The sequence below is a fragment of the Nocardiopsis sp. NPDC055824 genome (genome assembly GCF_053616335.1).
In genome coordinates this window covers 1-2,103 of the sequence record NZ_JBSHDN010000391.1, presented here as the reverse complement: position 1 = coordinate 2,103, position 2,103 = coordinate 1, and the positions used below count along the sequence as shown (strand labels likewise).

The window sequence follows — 2,103 nt, the reverse complement described above, 5'->3', positions numbered from 1 at the left end:
CCCGTGGGGGGAGCGGGCGCAGTGCTCTCACGTGCTCGCGGGCTCGCAACGGGGCTCGGCGCGCACAGGGGCGGGCCCTTCGTCGTCGCCCCCGCCTGCCGCTCGTACCTCGCTCGCGGCTCGGCTCCTCCTTCAGGACCCGCCGCACGCCTCGCGTCTCACGGGCCCGTCCCGGCGTCCGGGACGGGCGCGCGGCGGTCAGCAGCCGGGCAGGCGCTCGAACAGGTAGGTCTCCACCCTGTCGAGCGAGACCCGCTCCTGGGACATGGTGTCGCGCTCGCGCACGGTCACCGCGTCGTCCTCCAGGGTGTCGAAGTCCACCGTCACGCAGAACGGGGTGCCGATCTCGTCCTGGCGGCGGTAGCGGCGGCCGATCGCACCGGCGTCGTCGAACTCCACGTTCCAGCGCTTGCGCAGCGCGGCGGCCAGGTCGCGGGCCTTCGGCGACAGGTCGGCGTTGCGCGACAGCGGCAGGACCGCGGCCTTCACCGGGGACAGGCGCGGGTCCAGGCGCATGACGGCGCGCTTCTCCAGCTTGCCCTTGGCGTTGGGCGCCTCGTCCACGTTGTACGCGTCCAGCATGAACGTGAGCACCGCCCGGTCGACACCGGCCGCGGGCTCGATGACGTAGGGGATGTAGCGCTCGTTGCTCTCCTGGTCGAAGTACGACAGGTCGACGCCGGACGACTCCGCGTGCGTCTTCAGGTCGAAGTCGGTCCGGTTGGCGATGCCCTCCAGTTCGCCCCACTCGCTGCCCACGAAGTTGAAGCGGTACTCCACGTCCACGGTGCGCGTGGAGTAGTGGGACAGCTTCTCCGCGGGGTGCTCGAACAGGCGGAGGTTGTCCTTGGCGATGCCCAGGTCGACGTACCACTGGAAGCGGGTGTCGATCCAGTACTGGTGCCAGTCGGCGTCGGTGCCGGGCTTGACGAAGAACTCCATCTCCATCTGCTCGAACTCGCGGGTCCGGAAGATGAAGTTGCCGGGCGTGATCTCGTTGCGGAACGACTTGCCGATCTGGCCGATGCCGAAGGGCACCTTGCGGCGTGCGCTCTGCTCGACGTTCTTGTAGTTGATGAAGATGCCCTGCGCGGTCTCCGGGCGCAGGTACGCCAGGCCCTTCTCGTCCTGCACCGGGCCCAGGTAGGTGCGCAGGAGCCCGTTGAACATGCGCGGCTCGGTGAAGGAGGACTTGGCGCCGCAGTTGGGGCAGGCGATGGCGGCGAGGCCGTCGGCGGGCTCGTGGCCGTGCTTCTCCTCGTACGCCTCGACGAGGTGGTCCGCACGGAAGCGCTTGTGGCAGGACTGGCACTCGGTCAGCGGGTCGACGAACGTCGACACGTGGCCGGACGCCTCCCAGACCTCGCGGGCCAGGATGACGCTGGAGTCCAGGCCGACGATGTCCTCCCGCTCCTGCACCATCGAGCGCCACCACTGGCGCTTGACGTTGTTCTTCAGCTCGACGCCGAGGGGGCCGTAGTCCCAGGCCGCGCGCAGACCTCCGTAGATCTCACTGGAGGGGTAGACCAGACCTCGGCGCTTGGCGAGGTTGACCAGTGCGTCCATTGCCTCTGACTTGGCGGCCATGGGTGACTCTCCATCCGGCTGGCAGTCGGTGGATCGCGGTTCGCGATACATCGTCGTGTGGGAAGCGGTACGCGCGCCGAAACCGGGGAGTGGCACCGTCGGACGCCCGCGTCCACCCAGGCTAGAGCACCCGGCAAGCCCTCGCACACCGTATGTGCACGGGCAGGGGCGCGCCTCTCAGGCGGGGGCGCCGCCTCCGGCGACGATCTCGTACGCGCTCGGCTCGTCGATGGCGCGGGAGAGCAGGGGGACCGCGTTGACCTTGACGTCGAAGTCGGACAGCGCCCGGCGGTAGAAGCCCGCGCCGTCCCACTCGGTGACCACCGTCCACAGGCCGGGGTCGTCGGCGGCGCGGCCGAGGCGGTGGCCCCGGAAACCGGGGCGGCGGGAGAGCGCCTCGACGGCGGCCGCGGCATCGGCGCGGAAGGCGTCGAGGTCGGCCTCGGGAACGGAGTAGCGGGTGATGACGATCACGGCACCATTGTGTCCCACCCGGGGAGTGCCCGGGTTGCCGCC

Annotated in this window: 2 protein-coding genes; both read right to left on the bottom strand. The window is 70.1% G+C overall.

The window, feature by feature from the left end:
- Positions 1 to 198 precede the first annotated feature (198 nt).
- Positions 199 to 1,587: a glycine--tRNA ligase gene (locus ACWGL3_RS32095; RefSeq protein WP_267945950.1), complete on the bottom strand. Its 1,389-nt coding sequence runs from the start codon at positions 1,585 to 1,587 to the stop codon at positions 199 to 201.
- 177 nt (positions 1,588 to 1,764) lie between these two features.
- Positions 1,765 to 2,061 (bottom strand): antibiotic biosynthesis monooxygenase family protein, encoded by a 297-nt coding sequence (locus ACWGL3_RS32090; protein WP_267945951.1) that lies wholly within the window; start codon positions 2,059 to 2,061, stop codon positions 1,765 to 1,767.
- Between the last annotated feature and the right edge of the window lie 42 nt (positions 2,062 to 2,103).

Coding starts and splice junctions, on each gene's coding strand:
- ACWGL3_RS32095 (WP_267945950.1), bottom strand. CDS start 1,587: ATGGCCGCCAAGTCAGAGGCAATGGACGCACTGGTCAACCTCGCCAAG.